This is a genomic window from Pseudomonas sp. UBA7500 (assembly GCF_002478435.1).
Lineage (GTDB): Bacteria > Pseudomonadota > Gammaproteobacteria > Pseudomonadales > Pseudomonadaceae > Aquipseudomonas > Aquipseudomonas palmensis.
The window spans coordinates 277,737-299,209 of record NZ_DLNW01000001.1 but is presented as its reverse complement, the minus strand read 5'-3'; the positions used below and the strand labels follow the sequence as shown (position 1 = coordinate 299,209).

The window sequence follows — 21,473 nt, the reverse complement described above, 5'->3', positions numbered from 1 at the left end:
CATCCCATACCCGGTACGAGCGGTGCGTAATCATCGTTCTGCCCTGGCCAGCTATAGTGCCGTTGATTTCGAAAGTTCCGTCCTTGTTGAGCCGCCAGCCCTGCACGCCTGGCACGTAGTTCGTCGAAGCGATGTAGCTGCCGATTTTCGCGTTCGTGATCGTGCCGTCGGCGATGAATGCCTCGTTGATGAACACCTGGCCGTTCTGCACAGCGAAAGGGACCGACAGAGTGCTGTTGATTCCGTTCACAACTGCGAATGTGTCAGCACTCACCAAAAACCTGCTTTGAAGCCCGCCTGGACCGTTCTCGATACCCAACCCAACGCTCGCAGCAACGTATTGTCCCTGCGCGTTGAGCTGCATCTTTACAGCCCACATCGTGCTCATTTTGCCTTCGGCATCAACCTGGGCCTGGGCGACCGTCTGCACTGCTGCACTGGTATCAGCAAGGGTTGCTTCGAGCGTTTCAGTCTTGCGCACGATGACTTCATCGCGAGAGGCGCTGACCTTCACTTCCTCTGCAAATGCCGCTGTCGCGTCCCACTGGTGCAGCGCGCCGGCCAGATCGCCTTCGGCATCATCGTCGCGAGCAGAGGCGCGCAGGGCCTGCACGCTTTCTGCTGTCGCCGTGACATTGCCATCCACTTCTGTGATCTTCGTCGTGTTCGTCTGCACCTGCTGCGCCAGGGCATTGGCCGTTTGAACAGACTGCCCGACATCGATCCAGAGGTTCGCGTTCGGCGGCGAATTCGCACCCGAGGCATCGGCAGGAACCGGGCCTTTTGCCTGGTAGATCCGGCCATCGACAACAACCATCTCGCCCTGGGTGTAGGCCAGTTCGGGTTCGTAGGCCTTGAGTCCGTCAAGCGCATCGATCTGGTCCTGCAGGCCATCGATCTTGTCGATGAGCTCCTTGCCCAGCTCAGTCTCGCCAATTTGCCCTGCAATGAGGTCGAGGATCGGCGCAGCATCCATGCCGCTCTGCCCCAGTACGCCGTTGTCCACGGGATACCACGGCCCGATGTTGCCAGTGCGGTCGACGAGACGCGCCCAGAAGAAAAACGACACGCCCGCTGCCAGCCCCTGCAGCATGAAGTCACGCTGCGGGTACGCCAGGTCGGTGAGTTTGGTGGCCACAGACAGGTCGTTGCTTGGGCTGTACCAGATCTCGGTACGCTGTGTGTCTTCGGCGCCGGGCGGAAAGCCCCAGCGCAGGCCGATTGCGAACAGCTCGCTCGAGGCGTTCAGATAAGACACCGCCGGTGGCAGGCCCTCCTTGCCCTTGAGGTCGGTGAGGATCGAGTCTCGCCAGATCGACGAGATATCGAACGCACTGACTGCTCGAACCCGAGCAAGGTACTGGCCGGCGTAGATACCGACCACATCGACTGAGGCCGTGCCGGTGCGCTGCAGTCTGATCCAGTTGCCGCTGTCCTTGCGCCACTCGACGTCGTATCCCACGGCCCCTTCCACCGCAGGCCAGGAAATGGTCATCGTGCTGACGGCCAGCCCCTGGCTGATCGCGTAGTCCGAGGTCAGGGTGACGCTCGCCGGCGGCGGAACAGTGGTCACCGGGATGACGCTGATTGGGCGCTCTTCCAGCTTGGCGCCGGTGTCTATCGCGGGAAATTTGCTTGGGTTGAACTCCAGCCCGGTGATCTCGTACTCGCCCTCTGCGGTGCGCGCAGTCTTCAGGACGCGAAACAGCTGGATGGCCAGGTCGTCGGCGTCGATGGCCCACTGTAGTTCCGGCTCGGGCTGCACGCTGTAGGCCGTGGTGACGGTCACGGCGCGCCCGGCGACCGACTGCACGGTGCGACCTTGGGCGCTTCCACTGGGCAGGTTGATGATCAGGCGATCCCCGGCCTTGATCTGTGTGTCGCGGTCAAGGGTCACCACCCGCCCGGCTGCCGCTGCAATACGGCCACCGTTTGGACGCCCAGACAACAACTCGTCTGCCACGGGGATGACATGACCAGGCAGTGGGATGCGGCCCTCCATGCCAGTCTTGAAGGTGACAGTCCGATCCTGGTTGTTGCTCAGCAGCGCCCACTTGCCGCGGCGCTGGGCCTCGCTGGCCCTGGTGCAGCCAATAGCCGATATCTCGATTGGGCGATCCTGGTACCGGCGCTGGAGCGCCAGGTCGGTGACTGGAATCACATCGGTATCGTAGTTGTTGCCGGGGTTGTCGTAGCTGACCAGGGCCCGGCTGTAGTGCGTGCTGCGCTCGGCGCCGCCGTAGGTGAACTCGCCATCGATGACGTTCGCGCGAGTGAACACATAGTCGAAGTCCTGTGCGCGTGGCATGTCGGCCTGCATGAACAGCGCGCCCTGCGCCCAGTACACCATGCCTCGGTAGATGGCAGAGAGATCACGCAGCAGCGTCCAGGCCTCGGCCTTGCCCTGCAGGTTCAGGTCGCACAGGAATCGCGGCTCCTGCCCGCCCACCCCATTCGGTACGACCTGGTCGCAGTACTGGGCGATGCGGTACATCTCCCACTTGTCGACCATCCACGACTTGATGCGCTTGCCCAGGCCGAACCGGTCTTCCACGCACAGGCCATAGGTGACGAACGCAGGGTTGTTGGTCCAGGCCTGCTTGAAGGTACCGTCCCAGGTACCGGTATAGGTGCGGGCAATCGGGTCGTAGTTGGTCGGCACTGGCCAGCGCCGCGCCTTGCACTTCACGGTTACCGACGGGATGTTCTGGAACTGCTCAGCGTCGAACTCGATGTAGAGCAGCGCGGTGTTCGGATAACGCAGCTTCTGATCGATGATCTCGGTGTAAGCCGCCACGGTCATGGTGTCGGCGATGGTCCCGGTATTCGCGTTCGGTGTGATGCGTCGTGCGCGCATCACCCAGCCGGAAGTTGCCGGAGGCAGATCGACGCGAACCGACCGCTGATAGCCGTTGCTTGTCTTTCCGCTGACCGCCCCGCGGTTCGCTTCGACGAAAGCGCCACCGTCCGTTGCGATCTCAATGGCGTACTCGATGGTGTAGCCATCCGTGTTGCCATTGCTTGGGTTTTGCTGGAGCAGCCGCGGCCAGGCGAAGCGCAGGCGCACTGCCGAGAGCTGAGTGTTGCTCAGTGCGCGAGTCCACGGCTGATCGCTCCGCAATTCAACGCCGACAGACGTTTCACTCTCGATCGCTGGGATACCCGGGATGTAGTCCTGCTCAACCGAGCCGCGACGGAACTCCCACTTCACGCCAGGGAAGTTCACGTTGCCGCTGGCATCCATGATCGGTGTGTTGTCGAGGTAGATGTCGCGGTCGGTCGGCGTGCCGTCAAACTCGCCCTCGCCCACAGCCAGAAGTATCTTGGCGATGTTGGTAGACCGGAGACTATCGGGCGCCTCGTAGGGAGCCTTGGGCTTCTTGCTGCCGCCTTTGGCGCCAGTGACGTCAGGTGGGAGTGCTGCGCCCATGCTTTCCTCCGGGCAATAAAAAACCGCCCGAGGGCGGCTTGTCGTCTGTTCTAAGGCTACGCCTTGTCTTCGGCGTAGATGGACGCGGAAATGATCGCCCCACCCCACCGGCGTTCGCCGATACAGATTGGCACGGGGTTTCCGCTGGCGGTGGTGTTGTTGGCACTGCCGAAGGCGTAGGAAGGCCTGTTTTCTGGGGACGCACTCATCGATAGACCCTTGGCCTGCGGGCTGAGCATCTGGATCACGCCGCCGATGGCCAGCGAAACGCCAACCGCACCAGTGATACCCCAAGCACCGCCAGCACCGATGGCCCCCAGGCCGGCCGGCGCGAAAATAGCAACCGCGGCGATCAAAGCGATACCGACCACTGTCTGTAGCAGGCCGCCGCGCTTGCTACCGCCGATCACCGGAACGATGCGCACCTCGCGCGCGCCGCCGCGACCGAATTCTTCGGCGCCCACGTTCTTGCGGTTGCGGAACACGGCGAACCGCAAACCCATTCCATCCAGGCGCTGGATCTCGGCCTCAAACCCCTCCAGCGTTGCCTTCAAGGCCTTGAATACCTCCCACACCTCGCCGCTATCGATCTGTCGGCGGTGGGTGCGCCCGAACTTCTGGGCCAGCGATCCGGATAGCTTGATGATGGTCATGGGTGCATAGACGATGGTGCTCATCGGGCCTCCTTGTGGCGCAGGATCAGGCGCGCCCGGTCATGCCAGGGGCCGCCGTAGATGATGACCTCGGACGGCCTTCCGTACAGGTGGTGCAGCAAGAACGGCCCGGAGCCGTACAGTTCGGCCTGCTCACCCGGCAATTTCGGGTCGCCAGCGAGGTAGATACCGGCATGGTTCGGGTGCACGGTGCGCCCTACGGCCATGACGATCATGTCGCCGCGCTCTGGCCTGTCCACCTGGCAGAACCCGGCAGCCTCGTAGGTCTGCTCGTAAAGGCTCGGGCCCGCGGCCTGCTCCCACCATCCATCCTCTCGGGCGTAGTCTGGGAACTCCACGCCCCATTCCCGCTGGTACCAGTCGGCGCACACTTGCCAGCAATCCCAGGCGCCGTGCACAAATGGCCGGCCCAGCAATGGGGTTTCGCCGGTGGGTGTGATCGTCCGCAGGTCACCTTCCGGCCAGGACAGGATGTGCCAAGGCAGCCCGGTGGCCTCGCACATGGCCAGGTCACGCGGCGAAGGCCTGCTGGTGGCGTCCGGGTGAGAGTGAACGACGCCGATCACCTGTCCCTGGTCTTCCGCGCCGGCGTACTGCTCCGGCGCAATGCGGAACTCCTCGGTCGGCTCGGTTGCCACGTTCGCGCAGGGGAAGTACACCTGCCTCCGGCCCACGGCCAAGATTAGCCCGCAACACTCGCGCGGGTACTCCGCCGCAGCGTGCTTCTGCACGGCAGCAAGGATGTGTTTCAGCATGATCAGCTCCTGGCGATCAGGGAGACGGCAGGGAAGCCGCCGAAGGGCAGTTGGTTGCCTTGGCCGAAGCGCACCACGCAGCCAGTGTCGAGACAACCGTTGCACTGATCCTTGGCCGGGTCATCCGTGCGGTTGCCGTCGAAGTCGAAGTACGGCCCGGTGTACCCGCAGTTCGGCCCCCGGTAGCCGTTCGTCATGGCCCAGTGGCACAGCTGGGTCATCTGGCGGCCGATGCTCTCGCCGCCGACATCACCGGGGCTGGCCAGCTCCCACGACACGGTGGTGCCGTTTTCCGACACTTTCTGGTCGATGTACCAGACCTCAATCGCTTCCTCGGTCGGGTCTGCCTCTGGGTTGCCTCCCGGGAAGTTGATCGGGTCCAGGTACCGCCTCATCGTCTGCCGAATCGTCAGCTTGAACTCCAGCAGGTTGTCGAAGGCCAGGCACAACGCTGTGATCCGCCCGTTGACGTTGCCGACCGAGATCGTTGGGCGTACCGCAGTCCCGTCCGAGTTTGCCTCGATACCGTCGACCTGTATGGGCCAGGCACCGTACTCATTGCCTTGCCACCAGATCGACTTGGCCGGCAGTTGGTCGGCGTTGACGCCGGCCGCCGCCAGCTCTTCAGGTGTATGGGGGATGGCGTGGCCGTGGAAGCGCAGAACATCAGCCCCCCAGTCCGAGCCGTCCAGTTCAAACAGCAGCACCTCGCTGCCTGGCTGGAGCAGCTGGATGTCTTTGATCAGTGACATGGTGATTCCTTACGGGTGGAAGGCCCGCTGGAAGGTGGCGGTGACCTTGAATTGCTCGCCGCCCATCGGGGTCGGCTTGGGATCGACGCAGGTGAACAGGCCCAGCTCGCCGAGCGGGGTGCTCCAGAGGAAGGCTTTCGCGCCGGCGTGCCGGTCGAAAAAGGCCATGACCTCCAGCACCCGGGCCTTCCTGCCAGTGATGGTCACCGGGTAGCTGTCTTCCTTGTTGTTCGGGCCGTCGCCGACGACCTGTCGGTATCCACCGCCGAAGCGAGACTCCCGCACCCTGTACTGGATATCAGGGGTCTCGCCGCGCTCAGTAGCCCAGCGGAAGGTTTCAATGGCCATCAGGTTCTCCGCGTTGCGTTTCGGTGACTGATTCCGCCTGGTCGCCAAGATTCTGCGACGGCCTTCTGGGCAGCGATTTCCATCTGCTTCTGCATGTTCTGCTGCAGTAGGCCCTGGTCCAGCTCCATCCCCTCGCCGCTCCTATCCGGAACACTGATGTTCACGGGCGCATTGACTGAGATGGACGTGGAGCCACTACCGCCAGCCGCCGCAGCAGCAGCTGAAGTAGGCCCGGCCCCCAGCGGCGTGATCGTACCGCCCTCGGCCCCCATCATCAGGTAGGTTTTCCCTCCCTGATTCAGCAGTTCAGGGCCAAGTTCGTTGACCTGGTAGAGCGAGTTCGCCGCTACCGGGCCGCCAGCGGCACGTTGACCAGAGACGAAGTTGTCCATGAACTGCGGGCCGTAGCCGGCCTGGGTTGAGCCTGCAGAGGAAGGTGCGCTGCCGCCACTGAACCAGGCGCCCAGCGCACTGCCGGCGATGCTGGACAGCAGCCCTGAGGCAGCCTGCCGGGTGGCAATCCGCGCCATGTCCGCCAGGATCGACTTGGTGAAGTCGGCGAACGACAGCTTGCCGGTGATGGCGAAGTTCGCCACCGCGTCCTCCATGCTGGTGAAAGCATTGCCGAACAGCGTGCGAGTCTGGCCGGCGACGTCCCTGGCCTGCTCGAGGTAGGTGGAGAAGGCCGAGCGCGCGCCAAGCGACCAATCCTGCTGTTGGGCGTCTAAATCCTGGTAGTACTTCTCCTGCCTCGCCAAACGCGAATCCAGGGCTTTCTGCAGGGCCTGATTTTCCTTCTCATACAGGCTTTCGCTTATTCGGCCTTCGTTGCGCTGCTGCTGGAGGTTGTCCATCTGCTGCTGGTACTGCTGCTCGATGCTCAACCGCTCTTGCATGCGCTGCCGGGCGACATCACCCAGCCCCATGCTGGCCAGATTGCTGTCGAGACCGAGCGATGCGCGCTGCAGCTGGCTGTTCAGGTTGCCCTGGAAGGCGGCAAGTTTCTGCGCCTCTTCAGTGGCAACCTTGCGCAGCTGCATCTCCTTCTCCAGCCCGGCATTCTTCTGGAGCTGAGCGGTGATCTGCTGCTGGTTGGCCAGCAGCGACTTCTGGTCGGCGGTCAAGGTCTTCTTGCCCTTGATGTCCGCCAGCTGCTTCTCCCACTTCACTAGGGCCTGGCCGGCCTCCCCAAGTTTCTGCTGCTCGCCAACTTGCGCGTCGATCAGGGCATTCTGCTGCTGGAGCACCGAATATTGCTGACGAGCTTGGTCAAGCGCCCGGGTGCCTGCGCTTTCACGATACGCAGCGGTTTTCGGATCCTTGTACTGCTCAGCGATGTTTGCGCGCACCCTCGCAACGGTGTCTGCCGCTAGTCGTGAGTCGTTGGGATTCTTCTGACGAATGACATCAAGCGCCCGCTCGTACTCCTTGAGCGCCTCTGTACGCTTGCGAGCGTTAGTCCATGCTGACTTTTCCAAGGCGTCTGCCCTGGCCATGGCCTTCTGCGTTCGCTCCTCAGCGTCGGCCTGATCCTTGTCGTACTTGGCGTTTTCTTCCTGGGCCGCCTTCTTGTCCTTGAGGAACTGAAGCTCGTCGGTGTAGTACTCGACCATCTGTTGCCGGTCTTGGAAGAATCCAACATCGCCACGCTGGGCGCTGGCCAGGTTGGCCTCCATGCGCGCAATGTCATCATCAATGTTTGGCCGGCCAATATCCTTCAATCGGTCCGCGGCTTTGGCCACGGCATTGTAACCGCGCTCCCAGAAGCTCAGGTTCTCAATGATCTTCGGGGTTCGCTCATTGATCGCATCAGCAAAAGCGTCGGTCGCCAGCTTCACTGCTTCAGCATGACGCCCTTGTCGCTCCAGGGCAGTGATCTGGTCATACACCGAGGCGGTAAGATAGTGATACTGCTGGTTCAGAGATGCCGAGGCCTTGACGGGGTCATCCGCCAGTTTTACGAACTCGGCAACCGTATCCGATACCGCGCGGCCAGTTGCTTCCTCCATCGATACTGCAGCCTGGGCTACCTGCTGGAAGCTATCACCAGCAATCTTCCCTCCTCCTGCGATACTGGCCAGCGCCGAGGCAGCAGCGCCGGTTGTTCCAACCGTGGAACTGATCTGCCTGGCCATGGCACCAAGCTGATCAGAGGTGAGACCAGCGGACCTGCCAGTGAGGATTAGTGAGTTGTTGTATGCGTCTGCCTCCTCTGACCCTTTATAGAATGCGTAGCCAAGACCTGCCACGGCGGCCGCGGCCACGGTGAATGGGGTAACCAGGCCTGCGACGTAGCCGCCCAAGGCCATTGCAGCCGGACCAATGCCCCCGAACATATCTTTGAGTTGACCGCCTTGTTGCAGCAGAACGGTAAGCGGTGCTTGCCCACCTTGGAGCGAGACCACAATATCGGTGAATTGAGCTGGAACGTTACGCAGGGCCGCGGCCGTAGCCTTGGCGGTCATTCCTGTTCTGCTGAGGGCCGAGTCAGCCCCTCCCAGGGCTTCTCGTGCCTGGTCGATTCTAGTCTTGTATTCGACGAACGTGTCCTTATCCAATGCGCCGGACGACTGAAAGCCCTGCAGCCTGCGTTCCATTTCGTCCAGACGGCCTAGTGCGGCCACAGTAGGGTCGATTCTTCCGAGCAAAGCGTCGAGCTCACGCGATTGTTCGCGCTGCGCATTGGCTGCCGCTTGACTAGAGTTCGCAAGGCGCTCTTCGGTCGCCATCATCGCTTGTACGCGGGACGCTACAGCGGCCTGCTGGGTTGCACGATCAGATAGGACGCTGTTCGCCTGCCGGCTGGCATCGGTCGCTTGCTGCGTGGCCCTGGCAAGGGTCTGGGTGTAATCGCTCGCCTCCAGTGATGCGCGGGCTACAGCGAGGATTCTCGCTTGCTGTTCCTCTGCGCTTTCAGATGCGCGACGACCAGCTTGTACTGCTTCATCGGTAGAGCTGCCCAGGGCGGTTTGGGCTTGCCCTGCCTGCTCCGCGACTGACCGCATCGACGCGAGACCTGCTGCCGCCGCGGTGAATGCGGCCGAAGCCGAGCCCACTGCGCGGCCTACAGTCGTCATCTGCTGGGCCAATTCGCCCTGCTTCGCATTGAGCGCCTGCAGTTCGGTAACGATCTGACGAGTATCGCCGCGCATGCCTTGAAGCGCGACCTCCCAGGCCCTTCCGGCCTTTCCAGCAGATACCTCTGCTTTTCCACCGGCATCGACCAGATGATCCAGGTTGTCGGCCGCCTCCAGCGCATCGCCGGAGTTAACCCGGATTCCAAGATCGGCAATGGTGGTCATAATTATCTCCGGACAACAAAAAACCGCCCGTAGGCGGCTTGTTTAGGCGAGCTGCGGCAGCTTACGCAATCTGGAGATCGCTACCGCAGTGCTTGCACTTGATCGCGGCCGCCTTCACCTGCTCAGCGCAGAATGGGCAAACCTTGTATTCAGCAGGGGCTTGAGCTGGATGAATCGAATCTTGGGCAGCTGCACCGATGACGGGGTGAACCGAAGGCTCGGGCTTTTTGAAGGCCCAGATGAGCGCGCCAACCCAGCCGATTACGGTCCAGCCAAGAAAAAGATTAAGCGCTGCGATCGACTGCAGATTCGCCTGCTTTCTAGACCAGGCCTCATAGGTTGGAAGGAGATAGAGCGCCGGCACAAAGATGACCGCACTGAACGCAATAGCCTGCCCCAACGAATTCAGCGCAACTTCTCGACCCATAGACACGCTGAACGCAGCGCAGAACGCCAGTACCACGAATCTGACAAAGAACATCCTTTCCTCCGGACTGTTTCCATAATGCTCGCAATTTATCACGTTGCCGCATCCGTTGGCGTTCACTCTCGCGCCTCCGCCATAACAGCTAGAGCCTCATGCTCCATGATTCGTAAGTCAGGAAAGATCCCACCGAGATCGCGACGCTTAATACCCAGCATCGAGGCCGTAGCCTGCACTGCGGTGTAATCCAGGCCGGACGGCCCGCCCTGCCCCAAGCGCCACTGGGTACCCATAGCTTCGAAGAGCAGGAAGGACCGCCAAGAGTCGGGCCAGATCTCTACAAACTCCTCCTCGATGTCGTCCAGCGTCAGACCCAGCGCGGCCAGCTGGTTGGCGGACGGGCCGCTTTCATACAGCGACCGGGCCGCCGCCCTCAGTTTCCCAGGCGAGCCGGGTTGTACGCTTCCTGGTAGGCATTGATGACAGCCTGGGGAGCACCGGTGCAGGTTTTCACCAGGGCAAGGATTGCCTCGTCTGAGAACTCGTCCTCGAAGGCCCATCCGACAACCACAGCCTTGACCTGCTCGACCTGCAGTTGAATCTGCGAGGCCGTGTACTGTTTCAGGGTCCAGTCTTCGGCTTTGGCTTTCTCGGCATTGGCCTCCATGGCCTTGTTCCAGCCGTCGTATAGATCCGCCAGAGCATCACGGTCGAGATACCGAAACTCGAATTCAACCGACTCCGGCTCACCGCCCAAACGCGGAACCTTTACCACGCCGGTGAACGTCGGGTTCTGCGCAATCTTGATCTTCGCCATGGGGGTCTCCTTAGGCCGCTTTCAGGTAGCGCAATGGGCGGCCGGACAGGCCTACGCTGATGGTGCGGGTCATCAGGTTATTCCGCTCCATGGTTGGGGTGGTGGTGATACTCACATAGCCCGGATAGAGAATCTGGTCACCGTTGCGCAGCTTCAGGCGCACCACAGTCAGCTCCTTGGTTTCGTCGAAGCCCTCTACAGCGCCAACATAGGCGGCGGTGGGCTGGTCCTCGACCACAATGGCCAGGCTGATCGGGTTACGGTTGATTGGCATCTGACGGTCATCGTCGTCCTCCAGGTAGCCGACGGTCAGGAACTGCTGTTCACCGCCGGATGGGGTGAAACCGGTGACCTTGGAGATCTGCACCCAGTCGGTGACGGGGATGACGGAGCCCAGGCCGGCACCGGGGGTGAAGGTATCCACGTCAGCGGTGCTCACACCGCCCAGCGCGAAACTGTCAGTCAGCGCGTTGGCCACCCGAGCAGCGCGGTCGGTGAGCTTGGCCCAGCCGGAGTCGATCAGCACCACGTCCTGCGTGTTGAGACCATGGTCCTCGGCGGTCAGAACTGGCGGCGCAGCGTTGGAAATTGCAGTGAAGGGGATGGCAGTCCCCAGGGTCATGGCGATCTCAACGATAGCGCCGTTCGGCAGCGGGAAGCGTGCGGCCATGGTGTTTTCCTCTTGGGTAGAAACGAAAAAGCCCGCTCAAGGCGGGCAATATGAAACAGTCAGTTGCGGTGCAGCATTCCGCCAGGTTGAAGCTCTTCGCGCAGGATCTGCCGGACCCATTCATTTGGTGAGGGCTCGTCTTGATTTGCGCCTACCCCAATACCGGCAACCACATAGTGGCCCTGGGCGTTGACCTGCATTTTCAGTGCGAACTCGTGCGCTGACACCACGCACTGCGACTCCGGCATAGCGACGGGGCCGAGGCCGATCGAGCCCTCATCAATAAACGCCTCGCTGATACAGACCCGACCGCCTTCAACCTTGAAAGTCTTTGGCTGTTCAGGCTCTGGCAGCGGCGCGTCTAAGTTGCCAATACGATACCGAACCACTCCGTCGACAATCACAGTAGTGCAACCACCGGCGCGCACTGTCCGAGTGCCGGCCACCTTCGCCTTCTCCAGGCGATCAGCCAGCTCCTCCTCGGTTTCAAGGCGGGAGTAGCTAAGGAACAAGCGAGCATTGAACGACTCATCGCCGTAGCCCGCATCGAACTCTTCGAACTCTGCGGCGTGGCGATACTCTTCCGGAACTCGTTGCAGCTCGACCTGCAAGAACTGGAGCAGGTTGGCGGCGTTCTTGGGCAAGTCGTGCTTGCTCCAGCTGGCCACCTCGACCGACACCATCTGGCGTTCGGGCGCGGCAGAGGCGCTGCCGAAGGCACAAGAATTGATCTCGAAGTCACCTGAAGCCAGATCGAGCTTCCAGCCGGAACCCTTCTTGCCGCATGGCGTTTTGGGCGTGTAGTTGACGGATTGGATCGAGCCGCGCATTTGTGGATCTCCAGAAACAAAAAAGCCTCCGCAAATGCAGAGGCTTGAGATGGACCAGATGGTTGGCGCCGCTCTCCCGGCAATCTACATCTGGCTATTGGTCCGCGACTCCGCGGTAAGTGAAGCTGGCCGGGACCGTGTAGGTCGCAGGCTCGGTGATGGTGGGCCCCTGCTCCAGCGGCTCGACGATCAAGCCTTCGAAGCCGTTGCGGCTGAGTTCGGTGTCGACTCGGAACAAGATGCTCAGTTCGTCGACCAGGACCTCAGCAGTAGCCAGCGCCTGGCCCGCCGGGCAGACGATGCTCACCTGGTAGACGCCGGCGTACTCGTAGGCATCGCCGCCCAGGTAGCGACAGGTTGTCGGACCAGGTAGTAGGAAGGCCCTCAGGTAAGTCTCGCCAGCCGTGGGCTCGAAGGCCTGCTCGAAGTTCGCCACCTTGATCGGGTAGGCCATGGCCCAGGCCGACAGCTTGATCTCGATCGCCTGGCGGGCGCGTGCGTGGCTCATGCGTTGACCTCTCTAACGGCCTGCTCGACCATCTGCTGGAAGCCGGCCAGGGTAATTCGCACCATACCCGCCGGGGCCTGACCGCTGTGGCCGTACTCCAGCGGAATGGCATATATCAGGTTGTTGACCAGGTAGGCGGTCTGCCCGTAGCTCAGATGCTGCACGTCTGCCGCCAGCTTGGCGATGGTCTCGTGCCCGTCCGGGTCGAGGTTGTCGAGGCTGGCACTTGCCGGCGCGTCTACGGTGAACTGCCAGTTGCCACGGAATCGCCCGGTGTCCACCGGTGATAGTCGGATGACGGTTGTGCCGATCTCGATCATCACGCGGCGGAACACCTCGTCCATAGTCTCCAGCGTCTCGTCGCGGTACTGCTGGAGCTGCTGAGCGAACGACCCGTTCAGATTTCCGAAGCGGGATGTCATGTGGTTGGCCATGCTACGCCCTCGCCTGCACTTCAAAGCCGACGTCTAGGCCAGCGTAATTCCAAGGCACAACTGCGATCAGGGTGTAGACCTTGCCATCGAAGATCACCTGGTCCTGGGTGGTCGGTACCGGTAAATCTGTGCCGTCGAGTTTCTGCGGAGAAACCAGCAGCTTGACGTCGCCCTGCTTGATGCGGGTGCCGTCGATATCCTTCTGGGCGTAGGTGTCGCGGAACGCGGATCCGGCATGGCTCACGGTGATGGTCGTCGCGCCTCCTGCGACCGGGTCGTATGAGCCCTGCTGACGACGCTGCAGCGTCATCTCCGCACCCTTCCCGCCCTTCTCCCGTGGCGCGAGCATGCGCACCGCCAGCGCCCGGCTGCGGTCGTAGATGTCGGCCATTGGTCAGGTCCTCAGGTGGTAGATCAGGTAGCAGCGGCAGTTGGCGGTCTCGTCGTAGCCGGCACCCAGAGCCCTATCGCCCGGATAACGCAGCAGCGCGCCGCTGTTGGTGCGGAAGGCCTGGCCAAGGATCACGGTCTCGCCGCGCATGTGACGGTGGCTGTTGCGCACCTTCTCGTCGGCCCGGTCCCGCCATTCTTTCTCGATCTTGGATCGGTCCAAGCCTTGGGAAACCAGCTGCTCCCAGGCCTGGTCGCGGCCGGCGTTGAACGATTCGGTCGCCGCAGTCCTGACCAGCATCTCGACATGTGTCTTCAGCAGGCGATCGGAGTACCGACCGGCGATCTTCTCGACATCGGCGGTGGCCACCGGCTTACCGGCCTCAAGCGCGCGCCGAACGATGCCATCGAATCGACGGTCGCGGCGGGTGCGAGAAAAGTACTTGCGCATCTCGTCCGGGTCGCCGCTCAGCAGCTGCTGGCGGGCATTGGCCACGTACTGCGCCATGTTACCGGGAAGACCCAGCACGCCACCGGTGCGCCGGCCGGTCTGAGGACTGGTTCGGCCCACCAGATCAAGGGCAGCTTGCCGCGCAGTTCGCTGTGGGCCGCCGATCGTTCTCCGGCTGCCCATCACTGCGCGGATCGCTTCACGCACGCCGTCGGCGGATACCTGCCGCACTTGCTCGACCTGCTGGGCTACCCTGGCCTGGGCCAGCTGGGCAGATGGGTCGAACTCTTTGCGGCCAATCTCACGGCGCAGTGGCGCGGGAATGATGATCGCGACCATCTCGAACCGTCCGCCGGCCAGGAAGGCCCCGCGCATCGCCTCGGTGAAGGTCGCCAGCGCACCGAGGCTCAGCAGTGCAACCAGGCCCTGCTCGTCATCCTCAGCAATTAGCCGCTCGACCTCCGCGATCACCGCAGCGTCAACCGCGGCGCGGATCGAGTCGAGATAGGCCCGCTGCATGCCAGGCTCCAGCGCTTCGATCGCCCGCAGGATCTCGCCGGCTGTCATACGACGTACACCGCAGCCGCTGGGCAGCGCACGACAAGCAGCGGATACAACAGCGAGTCAATGATGCCGATAACCGGACGGATACTGGGGGTTCCGTTCTTGGCCACGGCGAATTCTTGCTCAAGCGGTCCGACTTTCTCGCGCTGCACTACCTGGGATGGCACGAAGTCGGGATTCAGGCTGCCGGGGGCGGCCTGCTCGCGGGCGGCAGCCTCGTAGGTGGCCTGCTCGATGGCTGCCGGGACTACATCCCCCGGTACCTGGTCGCCCATGCGATCCACGGCGCCAGTGCGCGGCCATTGCAGCGCCTGGCTGTAGCCTCCGGCCTTCTGGCCGGGGAAGACGTACACGCAGCCAGCAGTAGCGTTGCTCGCCTGCTGGCCGACCATACCGTCCACATACCCCGATGCCCGCACTAGGGCGGCCTGCTTGTCCACTTCAGTGGCGGCTGCCCAGGCGGCGTTGCCGCGGGCGGCCAGGTACGCATCGGCGCCGGCCAATGTCCCGTAGAAGTCAGGCATCGTGGTATCTCGAGTTGGTGGGCGCCGGATTTGCCGGAACGCCCGGGGGTTATTACTGGTGCTTGGCCAGTTCGGCCTGCAGCTCTTCCAGGGTGACGTCTTCGCCGACCTGGATGCCCTTCTCGGCGAGCTTGGCGATGGCCTCTTCCTTGGCCTTGGCTTCAGCCTCGACCAGGCGCTCTTGCAGGGTCTTCAGGCTGGAGTTCTTCCCAGCCTCGATGCCCAGCGCCTTGAGCTTGGCGAACAGCGCCTCCTTGTCGCCTTCGTCGGCCTTCGGCGCAGTGCCGGAGACCTTCAGGAAGTCCAGGCGGGAGGCCAGCTTGTGGCCCTGCTCGGTCAGGTCGACTTCGCGGGATTCGCCCGGGGCGAGGTAAATCAGGCCCATGGCGGTGTGCAAGCCCTGCAGCGCCTTCGAGTTGTTGGTCACCTTCATGACGTTCTCCTATCAGGCCACCGGCGGGGTGATTTCGTCGAGGTAGGCAACCGCGCCCGGCAGGCGGATCTCGGTGCCGCCGGTGCGAGCGATGATGCCGGTCTCGAAGCCCATGATGGACTTCTGGCGCGGGGCCAGGACGCGACGCGGCATCGGCAGGTGGAAGCGAAGAACTTCAGGGTCCTTGCGGTAGGCAACCGCTCGGCCGCCGCCGTCCTGCGAGGCGTTTCGCGCTTCACGGATCGGCATGATGTCCAGAGGCTGGCCGGTTTCTGCGGTGTAGATGTTGTTGCGACGCAGGTATTCCAGCACGGTAATGAAGCCATCACCGGCACCCAGGCGCTTGGTCGCTGCCAGGCGGAACGCGTTTGGAGGCAGGCGCAGGGTGTCAGCCCATTCAACTTCCTCAGTGTTGGTACGGATACCAGACAGCAGGCCGTTCACATCGTCGAGGATCTGGTCCACGGTCTTGGCCGACCAGAAGGTCGAGCTGCCGGTGCCGGTGGCCGCCGCGTCGGCGCGGGATACCGCCGAGTTGTTCAGGAAGCCCTGCCAGTTCTTTTCGGTGGAGCCAACCATGGCAATGCTGTTCAGCAGGCGTTCAACCTTGTCCGCAGCGCTCATGGCCTTGGTGTCGTTCAGGTTTACGCCGTACAGGGCGGCCTGGTTGATCTCCTCCAGGTTCCACTCCCAGCCGGAGCCGATCATGGCGAAGTCGTGCGACGCTTGATCGCGGGTGGCCTGGTTGAACGGCATGTCGGTACCGGCGCCGCTGAGGAACTTGGCCTCGCCGGCGGTATCGACCGTGAAGAAGGTGGTGCCGATAGCCCACGGCTGGCCTTCGGTCACGACCGGCACGTGCGCGGCGTAGTTGAAGGCTGGGTAGCGGCGTTGGTAGACGCGGGTCTCGATGTTGCGGCCCTGGGCCAGAACGAACGGGAGCGCCGCCTGAGCGTCTTCGAAGCGATTCATGTGGTAGTTCCCTCGGCCTTAGGCGGAAGCGATTGGGCGCAGGCCCATGGAGATTTCGACGATGTCGCCGTTCGCGCCGGAGGTGTCGAACACGACATCAGGGAGCGGGCCGACGATGCCAGCGCCGGTAGCGGCGACGTAGCGGTTGGTGGTCGGGTTGTAGAACACCTCGCCGCCGTCCACGACAGCGCCGCCGGCCTGGACCTTCATGCAGCCCATGGTCATGAAGGCACCGGTGAAGTACTGCGGGTAGCCGTCGACGAGCTGCGAGCCCTGGGCAACGGGCGGCACTGCCGGGTTCAGCACTGCGAACCCAATGAACGTGCCGGCGGAGAAAGGCACAACGCCGTGGTCACCAGCGCCGCGCTGGACTGGCACACCAAAGCGGATGCCCTCAGCGTTCTCGACGGTGCGGGAGATCTTGTTGCACTTCTCCTCGCTGGCAATCTGGCCAACCAGGCCCTTGGCCGGGGCGTTGCCGTAAGTGGTTTGGTAGGTAGCCATTGCTGGTTCTCCTTAGGCCTGGGCCGGGCGGTGGGCGGTTTGCATGTCAGCGATCATCTGCAGGCGCGCCTTCTCGGCGTCGTCACCGGTGGTCTTGCTGTCCTGCTGGATCATGTGCTGGCGGAACGGGTCGCCGGACGGGTTCTTCGCGGCGTCTTCAAGCAGCAGATCGAAGCGAGCGTCGATGTAGGCCTCGGTCTTGCCAGCGATGGCTGCGTCGCCCAGCTTGGCGATGACCACGGCCTTGCGGATCTCGGCGTCGCCCTTGCCGGTGTAGTCGGCATCGGCGATGGACTTGGCCTTGGTGATCAGGTCGGCACGAGCCTGGACGCGCTTGTCAATGTCAGCATCGCTCAGTTGCTTGGCCTTCAGTCCGTCGATTTCGGCGTCCTTCTTGGCCAGCTCGTTATCCTTGGCCGCCAGGGCCACGGCATGCGCGTCGGTCAGGGTCTTGATGTTGACGCCCGCGTCGGCCAGCTGCTTGGTCAGCTTGTCGATCGCCTGGGCGCCCTGGTCGGTGGTTTGAACGGACAGGCCATCAACAATGACCGTGCGCAGGGAATCAGCCATGTGATGGCCTCCTTTTGGGGGTGTGGGGTCGTTATCACCGATGCGAAGCTTTTCGCCGCCCCGAGCGCGATGCTCCAGGCTCAGGTGATTCATTTTCATGGGGCCGAGGTAGACGTCGAAGTGCTCGCCATCCGGGGTCTTGCCGTCCTGGAACACCACTTCAGCGCCGTAGCCCATGGAGAGCTCACGCTTGCCGGCCTCGTAGTCCTCGATGGCCTTGGCGTCCATAAGCACCAGCGGCACCTTGACGAACTCGCCATCGCGGACGACTTCGCCGCCGGTTTGGCCGATGGCGTGGTCCTTCCAGTTCTTGGCGTTGACGCCCTCGCCTCCCGGGTGACCATTGGTCATGGGCCGGTATGCGTAGGACTGCATGGCGTCCTTGTGGAATACCGAGCTCTCCGGCCGGTACACCTTGACGATCGGCTTGTCGCGCAGGCCGTGCTCGTTGTCCGGGTCGATCTCGGTGCCCAGGTAGTCCTGGATGCCGGCGCGAGCGACTCGGGCCTCGGCCACCAGGTAGCCGTCAGCCGTCCGCCGCACATTGGAAGCGGTGACAGAGTCTTGAAGGATCATGGTTTACCTCAGGGCTACAGGTCTTCGAAGATTTCCGGCCCGAATTCGATCTTCCCGCGGTACGGCTCGACCTTGCTTAGGTCGAGATCGCCAGCGGCGTAGGTGATGGTCACGTGCGGCTGGTACTCCTCGTAATCCCACGAGGCGCCGGCTTCACGGATCTGCATGTGTCGCCAGGCCAGTTCGGACGAGTTGAACAGCAGCACGACTGCGCCCTCGCTGCCCAGCGGCTCGACCAGGCGCGCACCGCCCGGGGCGACTGTCAGCCCGCCGTCCTGCCGACTGCTCCAGTCGCCACCGACCTTCATCCAGTCCAGAGCCTGACGGCTGTAGGCGATGGTGACGTGCAGGTCATCTGCAGAGACGGTGGTCTCGAAGCCCTGGTCCTTGGCCCATGCCAGGATGTCGGAACCGTTGGTGACCTTGCGCTGCACGTAGAGAGGTCTCGGCGCGGCATCGCCAATGGCGGTTGATCGCGACTGGGGTTTGTCGCCCGCAACGTCGTCCTCCTGATCCTCGTCAGGCAGCTCGGCGCCGTACTTAGCGATGGCCGCCTCCAGCCCAGGTACCACTCCCTCCTCCACCAACAACGTGGCAGCGGCAACGCTCAGGGCTTCCTCAGGGAACAGGCCAGACTCCTTGAGTGCCTTGATGGTCTCTGCAGTGCGCTTGCTGTTCTCCGACTTCTCGGCAGCGGTTGGCTGCCAGAGCGGGAGCCATGAGTAGTGGATCTTGGGATCGCGGGTGCCTAGGGCTGAGCGGATAAGGCACTCGTCCAGCACAGCCATCGCAGGCCGTACATCCAGCTCCTGCATGGCCTGGATGCGGTCGTAGTAGTTGCGCAGGTCCGACTCGCCCGTGCTGCTCATGCCGGCTGGGGATTGTCCGGCCAGGCGCGTCAGCGGGATGTCGGCAGCACCAGCTACGGCCTGGAGGAAGCGGTCGATGACGTCAGGCAACCCACTGAAGCTGGCCGACTTGCTCTCGTACTCTTCTTCAGCGTCGAGCAGCACCTGGCCATTGATACCCTTGGCCATGGCGGCGAGGCGCAGGCGCTCCATAACCTGCTTGGTGAACTCCTTGTCCTGCAGGTTCTGCATGAAGTTCGGGATCTTTATCACGTCGACCTTCGCCTCAAACACGAGACTTGCCACGTTGGCCATGGTGCCGTCCGACTGCTTGATCGAGTCGAGGATCGCCTGCAGGACCGAGTCGCCCCAGCCCTGATCGACGCCGAAGTCGATTTCGGGATCTGGCAGCTCGGCGCCGATGAAGACCACCAGCCGCGACGGGTGAACCTTGATCTGGCTCCCAGTGAGCGTGTACCACTTGGGCAGTCCGAACAGGTCGGACTGTGGGTCCTGCTCGATGTCGCCACGAGCCAGTTGACGCTTGCTCATCACCGTGAGGTAGCGGATTCCGCCTTGCTGGAGACGGGACGGATCGAGCGGCAGAGACGTATCGCGATCGTTGGTGCCGATGTATAGCGCAGCCCCGCCGAACAGTCTCGCCCGCGTCATTGACCGCTTAACCTTGCGGCGCACGTCGAGCCTCTTTTCCTCTGCCTCCAGTAGTTGGATCTGGTCCTTGCTGGCCTGCCAGCCCCGCCAGCGCCGTGTTGCGTCCAGCGGGGGGATATCGACGATCTTGCGCGGCAGCCAGGCCCCACGGTAGGCATTGCTCAACTCCTGCTCGGTAAGCAGCACCGGTGCATAGGTGGAGCTCGACGCCTTGTCGCGCTCGGTACCCAGGTTCGCCACCAGGTTGACCAGCTTGTCGCTGAAGTATCGGACGACGCCCATTAGGAAACACCTGAGAGGGAGTACTTGTTGATTGGGTACTCTTTATGGATGAAGTAGCCGCCGGCGTCTGGCCGGTGGTCGTTGCCCTGCTTCTTGTCCGGCTCGCCGTTGTCGCCCCAGATCTGCTGCTCGAGGTCATCGGCGTAGGTCGGGCACTTGTCGGCGTTGATCCGGTACCGGCGCTGGCCGGCGGCGTTGCAGAACATGGCGTTCATGGAGTTGATTCGGTCTTTCACCGGAGGGTTTGCACCGGGCGCCGAGACCATGAAACCGGCCTGCTTGAGCAGTGAGATGTCGGTCTCGCTGGCCCGGACGGACTTGCGAGAGTCGCCCGAGGCATCCGGATAGACCCGGATCTGTCGGGTGTTGCGGTAATCGCTGCCGTCGTAGAGCCAGTAGCGCTCCTTGATCTGTTTGATCATGTCCGGCGTGTCGTAGCCGTTGATGATCTCGTCCACCGCGTGCGGCAGGCCCAGGCGCTTCACGTGCACCACTGCCGACATCTTGCCGACGTTGAAGTCCATGCCGATGAACAGGGCCTCGCCAGGCTGGATAGTCTCCTGACTGCCGTTGAGCTTGCGGTCGTAGGCGGTGTAGATCGTCCCGGACGTCAGGTTGACGAACTGGCCGTTCAGGTAGGCCATGATCAACTGCTCAGGGTACGAGTCCATCAGCGACGGAATGTAGTCCGGCGGCAGGTTCAGCTCGTTGTCGAACGTGCTCGCCTGCACCAGGCCGTACATGTCGTTCAGCGCCGGCTTCTCGCGCAGCTGCTTCACGAACTGCTGATAGACGAACTTGAACCCCTCGGGGGTCGTGGTGACGTCTACACCGTTCTTGAGCCCGTCCACGTTGTAGCGCATACGGGCGATGATCTTTCGCCAGGCGTGCTCAGCCTTGAGCTTAGGCAGGACATCCAGCTCATCGACCAGGGCGTGCCCGATCTTGAAGCCGACGATGGTCTGGGGCTTCTCCATCGAGCGGCAGATGGTCGTGCTGCGGTACTGGCCGCCGCTGTAGAACTCGACCTCCTTGTCGCTCTCCTTCGTCTTGACCTTCAGGCCCCAGTCGAAGGCGACCTCCTCGATAGTCGGGAAGAAGATGTCGCGGATCTGCGGGTACGTCGGGGCGAAGTAGCCGGAGTTGATCCTGGGCCATTCCCACACGTGCTTGCAGATGCCTGCGCAGCCTACCCAGGTCTTGCCTGAGCCGAACCCGGCGACGAAGCCGCGGAACTTGTGCGGCATGTTGATGAAGGTGGCCTGGGGGCAGTTAAGCGTCGGCATCGCGCTTCCTCGCATCCATCACCGTGACCTGCACCGAGGTGGGTACCGCATTGTCGAGCAAGCTATCAACCTTCGTCTGCCGGTTCACGTACACGTCGCCGACCTCCTTGGCTGCCTGCTCCAGTAGCTGGGCAGTCAGGGCCATGTTCTTCATCGACTCGGCCTTCTCAGCCATCCGCCCCAGCGCACGGAGGCGGTATGCGCGGTGCGCGATCGGAATGTCGGCCGTCTCGGCGGTGAACCGCTCACGGCATGCGTGGAACATGTCCGCCCAGCGCTTGGCCAGGCCGCGCCCGGCGTACTTGGTTGGGTCATGCCCTTCGCACACTTGGCGACTGACATCTACACCGAATTCTTTCTTGACGGCCTCCACCACCTGGCTGGGTGTATCGAAGCAGGCCAGAGCCTGAACAATGAAGGCTTTGACCTCGCTTCGTAGTGCTGCCATGTGAATGTC

General features: G+C 62.6%; 23 protein-coding genes. All 23 read right to left on the bottom strand.

The genetic code is table 11. From position 1 onward, the window contains the following. Positions 1-3,430: host specificity protein J (locus tag B4I46_RS01480; RefSeq protein ID WP_286898255.1), on the bottom strand; the 3,430-nt coding region annotated here is incomplete at its 3' end. Between the two features lie 56 nt (positions 3,431-3,486). Beyond that, a complete protein-coding gene (locus tag B4I46_RS01475; protein WP_286898253.1) occupies positions 3,487-4,107 on the bottom strand; it encodes a tail assembly protein in 621 nt (206 codons plus the stop codon). Then, on the bottom strand, positions 4,104-4,859 hold the full coding sequence (locus tag B4I46_RS01470) for a C40 family peptidase (RefSeq protein ID WP_286898251.1): 756 nt from the start codon (positions 4,857-4,859) through the stop codon (positions 4,104-4,106). The genes B4I46_RS01475 and B4I46_RS01470 overlap by 4 nt, the downstream gene beginning before the upstream one ends. A gap of 2 nt (positions 4,860-4,861) precedes the next feature. Next, positions 4,862-5,611 carry a phage minor tail protein L gene (locus tag B4I46_RS01465; RefSeq protein WP_286898250.1) on the bottom strand — a complete coding sequence of 250 codons (750 nt, stop codon included), beginning with the start codon at positions 5,609-5,611 and terminating at the stop codon, positions 4,862-4,864. A 9-nt stretch (positions 5,612-5,620) separates the two neighbouring features. After that, positions 5,621-5,959: a phage tail protein gene (locus B4I46_RS01460; RefSeq protein WP_229590483.1), complete on the bottom strand. Its 339-nt coding sequence runs from the start codon at positions 5,957-5,959 to the stop codon at positions 5,621-5,623. Continuing rightward, positions 5,959-9,261, bottom strand: a complete 3,303-nt coding sequence (locus tag B4I46_RS01455) for a phage tail tape measure protein (protein ID WP_286898247.1) — start codon at positions 9,259-9,261, stop codon at positions 5,959-5,961. The genes B4I46_RS01460 and B4I46_RS01455 overlap by 1 nt, the downstream gene beginning before the upstream one ends. Before the next feature lie 61 nt (positions 9,262-9,322). Next, entirely contained in the window at positions 9,323-9,808 is a 486-nt protein-coding gene (locus tag B4I46_RS01450) for a superinfection immunity protein (RefSeq protein WP_254506209.1), read from the bottom strand. After that, complete coding sequence (locus B4I46_RS01445) at positions 9,805-10,050, bottom strand: DUF1799 domain-containing protein (RefSeq protein ID WP_376787175.1); 246 nt, start codon at positions 10,048-10,050, stop codon at positions 9,805-9,807. The genes B4I46_RS01450 and B4I46_RS01445 overlap by 4 nt, the downstream gene beginning before the upstream one ends. Positions 10,051-10,118: 68 nt before the next feature. Further along, positions 10,119-10,502 carry a phage tail assembly chaperone gene (locus B4I46_RS01440; RefSeq protein WP_286898244.1) on the bottom strand — a complete coding sequence of 128 codons (384 nt, stop codon included), beginning with the start codon at positions 10,500-10,502 and terminating at the stop codon, positions 10,119-10,121. A 10-nt stretch (positions 10,503-10,512) separates the two neighbouring features. Next, positions 10,513-11,172, bottom strand: coding sequence for a phage tail protein (locus tag B4I46_RS01435; protein WP_254506215.1), 660 nt, complete (start codon positions 11,170-11,172; stop codon positions 10,513-10,515). 59 nt (positions 11,173-11,231) lie between these two features. Beyond that, positions 11,232-12,002: a hypothetical protein gene (locus B4I46_RS01430; protein ID WP_286898241.1), complete on the bottom strand. Its 771-nt coding sequence runs from the start codon at positions 12,000-12,002 to the stop codon at positions 11,232-11,234. A gap of 94 nt (positions 12,003-12,096) precedes the next feature. Next, positions 12,097-12,510, bottom strand: a complete 414-nt coding sequence (locus tag B4I46_RS01425) for a phage tail terminator-like protein (RefSeq protein ID WP_286898238.1) — start codon at positions 12,508-12,510, stop codon at positions 12,097-12,099. Continuing rightward, positions 12,507-12,932 carry an HK97 gp10 family phage protein gene (locus B4I46_RS01420; RefSeq protein ID WP_254506225.1) on the bottom strand — a complete coding sequence of 142 codons (426 nt, stop codon included), beginning with the start codon at positions 12,930-12,932 and terminating at the stop codon, positions 12,507-12,509. The genes B4I46_RS01425 and B4I46_RS01420 overlap by 4 nt, the downstream gene beginning before the upstream one ends. Positions 12,933-12,945: 13 nt before the next feature. After that, on the bottom strand, positions 12,946-13,335 hold the full coding sequence (locus B4I46_RS01415) for a hypothetical protein (RefSeq protein ID WP_254506227.1): 390 nt from the start codon (positions 13,333-13,335) through the stop codon (positions 12,946-12,948). A 3-nt stretch (positions 13,336-13,338) separates the two neighbouring features. Next, on the bottom strand, positions 13,339-14,352 hold the full coding sequence (locus B4I46_RS01410) for a hypothetical protein (RefSeq protein ID WP_254506229.1): 1,014 nt from the start codon (positions 14,350-14,352) through the stop codon (positions 13,339-13,341). Further along, on the bottom strand, positions 14,349-14,873 hold the full coding sequence (locus B4I46_RS01405; protein WP_254506232.1) for a DnaT-like ssDNA-binding protein: 525 nt from the start codon (positions 14,871-14,873) through the stop codon (positions 14,349-14,351). Before B4I46_RS01405 ends, B4I46_RS01410 begins: the two co-directional genes overlap by 4 nt. Positions 14,874-14,925: 52 nt before the next feature. Then, on the bottom strand, positions 14,926-15,306 hold the full coding sequence (locus B4I46_RS01400; protein WP_254506235.1) for a hypothetical protein: 381 nt from the start codon (positions 15,304-15,306) through the stop codon (positions 14,926-14,928). A gap of 12 nt (positions 15,307-15,318) precedes the next feature. Next, positions 15,319-16,278 carry a DUF2184 domain-containing protein gene (locus tag B4I46_RS01395; RefSeq protein ID WP_254506237.1) on the bottom strand — a complete coding sequence of 320 codons (960 nt, stop codon included), beginning with the start codon at positions 16,276-16,278 and terminating at the stop codon, positions 15,319-15,321. A gap of 18 nt (positions 16,279-16,296) precedes the next feature. Continuing rightward, a complete protein-coding gene (locus B4I46_RS01390; protein ID WP_254506239.1) occupies positions 16,297-16,782 on the bottom strand; it encodes a structural cement protein Gp24 in 486 nt (161 codons plus the stop codon). A 12-nt stretch (positions 16,783-16,794) separates the two neighbouring features. After that, positions 16,795-17,928, bottom strand: coding sequence for a DUF2213 domain-containing protein (locus tag B4I46_RS01385; RefSeq protein WP_254506241.1), 1,134 nt, complete (start codon positions 17,926-17,928; stop codon positions 16,795-16,797). A gap of 14 nt (positions 17,929-17,942) precedes the next feature. Next, on the bottom strand, positions 17,943-19,730 hold the full coding sequence (locus B4I46_RS01380; RefSeq protein WP_286898232.1) for an anti-CBASS protein Acb1 family protein: 1,788 nt from the start codon (positions 19,728-19,730) through the stop codon (positions 17,943-17,945). Then, the gene (locus tag B4I46_RS01375) at positions 19,730-21,016 is read right to left on the bottom strand and encodes a terminase large subunit domain-containing protein (RefSeq protein WP_286898230.1); all 1,287 of its coding nucleotides are present in this window, start codon (positions 21,014-21,016) and stop codon (positions 19,730-19,732) included. Before B4I46_RS01375 ends, B4I46_RS01380 begins: the two co-directional genes overlap by 1 nt. Then, on the bottom strand, positions 21,003-21,464 hold the full coding sequence (locus B4I46_RS01370; RefSeq protein WP_286898228.1) for a DUF2280 domain-containing protein: 462 nt from the start codon (positions 21,462-21,464) through the stop codon (positions 21,003-21,005). Before B4I46_RS01370 ends, B4I46_RS01375 begins: the two co-directional genes overlap by 14 nt. Between the last annotated feature and the right edge of the window lie 9 nt (positions 21,465-21,473).

Excerpts from the sequence above, each read along its gene's own strand:
- B4I46_RS01475 (WP_286898253.1), bottom strand. The coding sequence starts at position 4,107 with ATGAGCACCATCGTCTATGCACCCATGACCATCATCAAGCTATCCGGA.
- B4I46_RS01470 (WP_286898251.1), bottom strand. The coding sequence starts at position 4,859 with ATGCTGAAACACATCCTTGCTGCCGTGCAGAAGCACGCTGCGGCGGAG.
- B4I46_RS01465 (WP_286898250.1), bottom strand. The coding sequence starts at position 5,611 with ATGTCACTGATCAAAGACATCCAGCTGCTCCAGCCAGGCAGCGAGGTG.
- B4I46_RS01460 (WP_229590483.1), bottom strand. The coding sequence starts at position 5,959 with ATGGCCATTGAAACCTTCCGCTGGGCTACTGAGCGCGGCGAGACCCCT.
- B4I46_RS01455 (WP_286898247.1), bottom strand. The coding sequence starts at position 9,261 with ATGACCACCATTGCCGATCTTGGAATCCGGGTTAACTCCGGCGATGCG.
- B4I46_RS01440 (WP_286898244.1), bottom strand. The coding sequence starts at position 10,502 with ATGGCGAAGATCAAGATTGCGCAGAACCCGACGTTCACCGGCGTGGTA.
- B4I46_RS01435 (WP_254506215.1), bottom strand. The coding sequence starts at position 11,172 with ATGGCCGCACGCTTCCCGCTGCCGAACGGCGCTATCGTTGAGATCGCC.
- B4I46_RS01430 (WP_286898241.1), bottom strand. The coding sequence starts at position 12,002 with ATGCGCGGCTCGATCCAATCCGTCAACTACACGCCCAAAACGCCATGC.
- B4I46_RS01425 (WP_286898238.1), bottom strand. The coding sequence starts at position 12,510 with ATGAGCCACGCACGCGCCCGCCAGGCGATCGAGATCAAGCTGTCGGCC.
- B4I46_RS01420 (WP_254506225.1), bottom strand. The coding sequence starts at position 12,932 with ATGACATCCCGCTTCGGAAATCTGAACGGGTCGTTCGCTCAGCAGCTC.
- B4I46_RS01415 (WP_254506227.1), bottom strand. The coding sequence starts at position 13,335 with ATGGCCGACATCTACGACCGCAGCCGGGCGCTGGCGGTGCGCATGCTC.
- B4I46_RS01410 (WP_254506229.1), bottom strand. The coding sequence starts at position 14,352 with ATGACAGCCGGCGAGATCCTGCGGGCGATCGAAGCGCTGGAGCCTGGC.
- B4I46_RS01405 (WP_254506232.1), bottom strand. The coding sequence starts at position 14,873 with ATGCCTGACTTCTACGGGACATTGGCCGGCGCCGATGCGTACCTGGCC.
- B4I46_RS01400 (WP_254506235.1), bottom strand. The coding sequence starts at position 15,306 with ATGAAGGTGACCAACAACTCGAAGGCGCTGCAGGGCTTGCACACCGCC.
- B4I46_RS01395 (WP_254506237.1), bottom strand. The coding sequence starts at position 16,278 with ATGAATCGCTTCGAAGACGCTCAGGCGGCGCTCCCGTTCGTTCTGGCC.
- B4I46_RS01390 (WP_254506239.1), bottom strand. The coding sequence starts at position 16,782 with ATGGCTACCTACCAAACCACTTACGGCAACGCCCCGGCCAAGGGCCTG.
- B4I46_RS01385 (WP_254506241.1), bottom strand. The coding sequence starts at position 17,928 with ATGATCCTTCAAGACTCTGTCACCGCTTCCAATGTGCGGCGGACGGCT.
- B4I46_RS01380 (WP_286898232.1), bottom strand. The coding sequence starts at position 19,730 with ATGGGCGTCGTCCGATACTTCAGCGACAAGCTGGTCAACCTGGTGGCG.
- B4I46_RS01375 (WP_286898230.1), bottom strand. The coding sequence starts at position 21,016 with ATGCCGACGCTTAACTGCCCCCAGGCCACCTTCATCAACATGCCGCAC.
- B4I46_RS01370 (WP_286898228.1), bottom strand. The coding sequence starts at position 21,464 with ATGGCAGCACTACGAAGCGAGGTCAAAGCCTTCATTGTTCAGGCTCTG.